Source organism: Priestia flexa NBRC 15715, assembly GCF_001591565.1.
Lineage (GTDB): Bacteria > Bacillota > Bacilli > Bacillales > Bacillaceae_H > Priestia > Priestia flexa.
The window spans coordinates 1-2,488 of sequence record NZ_BCVD01000208.1 but is presented as its reverse complement, the minus strand read 5'-3'; the positions used below and the strand labels follow the sequence as shown (position 1 = coordinate 2,488).

3 protein-coding genes are annotated in these 2,488 nt (G+C 36.8%); 1 reads left to right on the top strand and 2 read right to left on the bottom strand.

Annotated elements, in window-relative coordinates:
- Positions 1-36: 36 nt before the first annotated feature.
- Positions 37-312, bottom strand: a complete 276-nt coding sequence (locus BFL01S_RS19355) for a UPF0223 family protein (RefSeq protein ID WP_061786692.1) — start codon at positions 310-312, stop codon at positions 37-39.
- Between the two features lie 388 nt (positions 313-700).
- Here BFL01S_RS19355 and BFL01S_RS19350 point away from each other — a divergent pair, with 388 nt between their 5' ends.
- Complete coding sequence (locus BFL01S_RS19350; RefSeq protein WP_025909121.1) at positions 701-2,176, top strand: aminotransferase class I/II-fold pyridoxal phosphate-dependent enzyme; 1,476 nt, start codon at positions 701-703, stop codon at positions 2,174-2,176.
- 38 nt (positions 2,177-2,214) lie between these two features.
- Here the strand turns inward: BFL01S_RS19350 and BFL01S_RS20225 are convergent, their stop codons facing one another.
- Positions 2,215-2,340: a GapA-binding peptide SR1P gene (locus BFL01S_RS20225; RefSeq protein ID WP_076513032.1), complete on the bottom strand. Its 126-nt coding sequence runs from the start codon at positions 2,338-2,340 to the stop codon at positions 2,215-2,217.
- Positions 2,341-2,488: the final 148 nt, after the last annotated feature.

Genomic DNA, 2,488 nt, shown 5'->3' with positions numbered 1-2,488 from the left:
TTTTGTTGGTTCGGAAAACATGTTAAAGAATTTTCTTTACTTTTTCATGCGAATAATGTCACCAGATTCGCCAGCTTTTGCTTGTTGAATTGTTCGATAGGATGAATACCCACTTTGATCTTCAAAGTCATTGCAAATTGTTTTTTCTTCTGCTTTGCTTGGAACAATTTCTTTAAAACGACGATAGATACCCATTAGCTGTTCGCGCTCAATTCCTTTTTCATAAGCTTTTTCAATGCTTTCAAAAAATTTAACCACATCAATGATTTCTTCTGTACTCCAATCAAGGGAGATAGGATATTGATATTCCATCTAACTCCTCCGCTCACTTTTTATGTATTTGTTCTAAGACTTTCAAGTAATACTTTATCATATGAATTCAGCTTCACAAAACTTTATCGCTACGCGTAAGTTTAGATTGATTTCTTATAATGCGAATATGTTTAAAAAATCCCTTTGCAAACATATTAATAAGTGCTATAATTCATTTGTTTTATTGAATACATAACGAAGAAACTGTATGAAATTACATTTCTTCTTATTGTTTTTATTTTTATAAAACAGTTTACATGTCATGCACATTTAATCAGTGGAGAATGAATCTTCACTGATTCTTAGTTATAGCAATATAGCGCACGGGAGACCTTCGTACAAAAGCTGGCTCCGCTCATTATTTTTATTAAAGAGGTGTTTAGCAAAGTTGACTTCTCAATTCTCAACTCCATTATTCACAGGGTTAGTGGAACATGCAAAAAAAAATCCCATTCAGTTTCATATTCCTGGTCATAAAAAAGGAAATGGCATGGACCCTGAATTTAAAGATTTTATTGGCGACAACGCACTTTCAATTGATTTGATTAACATTGGACCACTTGATGATTTACATCAGCCAAAAGGTATTATTAAAGAAGCTCAGGACTTAGCTGCTGAAGCGTTCGGAGCAGATCATACTTTCTTTTCTGTCCAAGGAACAAGCGGGGCTATTATGGCAATGGTCATGACAACTTGTGGGCCTGGAGATAAAATCATCGTTCCTAGAAACGTTCATAAATCCGTTATGAGCGCCGTTGTCTTTTCTGGAGCTACGCCTGTTTTCATTCATCCTGAAATCGATGAAAACCTCGGTATTTCTCATGGAATTACGACTGATGCAGTTGAAAAAGCGCTAGCTCAGCATCCTGATGCAAAAGCGGTACTCGTTATTAATCCTACCTACTTTGGAATTTCAGGTGACTTACGTAAAATTGTTGAAGTTGCTCACTCTTATAGGGTACCTGTTTTGGTTGATGAGGCTCATGGTGTTCATATTCATTTTCACGATGAATTACCGCTATCAGCTATGCAAGCAGGCGCAGACATGGCCGCTACAAGTGTTCATAAGCTTGGGGGATCAATGACTCAAAGCTCTATTTTAAACGTTCGCGAAGGGCTTGTATCGCCACAGCGTGTTCAAGCAATCCTAAGTATGTTAACAACAACATCTACATCATATGTGCTACTAGCTTCTTTGGACGTAGCTCGTAAGCGATTAGCCACAGAAGGCGAAAAATTAGCTAATCAAGCTATTGCACTGGCTGAATATGCTCGTACAGAGCTTAACAAGATTGAGCATATTCACTGTATTGGTCGAGAGATTTTAGGGACAAAAGCAACGTACGACCTAGATCCTACAAAGCTTATTATTTCCGTATCAGACCTTGGTATTACAGGATATGACGTAGAGAAGTGGCTGCGCGAGACGTACAATATTGAAGTGGAAATGTCTGATTTATATAATGTTTTATGTATTGTAACACCAGGAGATAGTAAGGAAGACATCGATTGCTTACTTACCGCTTTACAGCAGCTGTCAAGAGAAGTTCATCACTTAGCTGAAAAAGCAACAAAACCAGCTATTTTACTACCTGATATTCCAGTCTTAGCAGTTACTCCTCGCGATGCTTTTTATGCTGAAACCGAAGTTGTGCCATTTCATGAATCAGCTGGCCGAATTATCGCTGAGTTTGTAATGGTATACCCACCGGGAATTCCAATCTTTATTCCTGGAGAAATTATTACGGAAGAGAATCTGAGTTATATTCAAACAAACCTAGAAGCTGGTCTACCCGTTCAAGGACCGGAAGATTTTGAGTTGAAAACATTACGTGTAATTAAAGAACATAAAGCAATTCAATAACAAAAAGGTGCGCTATAATGCGCACCTTTTTCTATTTATTAGTCTAAATCTTCATGGACTGCTTGACATTCTCCCTCTTTACATTTTGAATATAGCCGCGTCACTTTCTCATCTTCAAAATGTTCAATTGTGCAGTTGCAAGTTTGACATACAATAGTTCCCATGTGTAACTCCCCTTTGGTTTCAAAGATTTTTGAAAGCGTTTTATTCTTCTTGATATTATAATAGTATGTAACATTTATTCTGTCAATACTAAATTAGTATGTCACATTTAATTTTTCGACCGCCTTTTTTCGACATTCAAACGTAAAA

Coding starts and splice junctions, on each gene's coding strand:
- BFL01S_RS19355 (WP_061786692.1), bottom strand. CDS start 312: ATGGAATATCAATATCCTATCTCCCTTGATTGGAGTACAGAAGAAATC.
- BFL01S_RS20225 (WP_076513032.1), bottom strand. CDS start 2,340: ATGGGAACTATTGTATGTCAAACTTGCAACTGCACAATTGAACATTTT.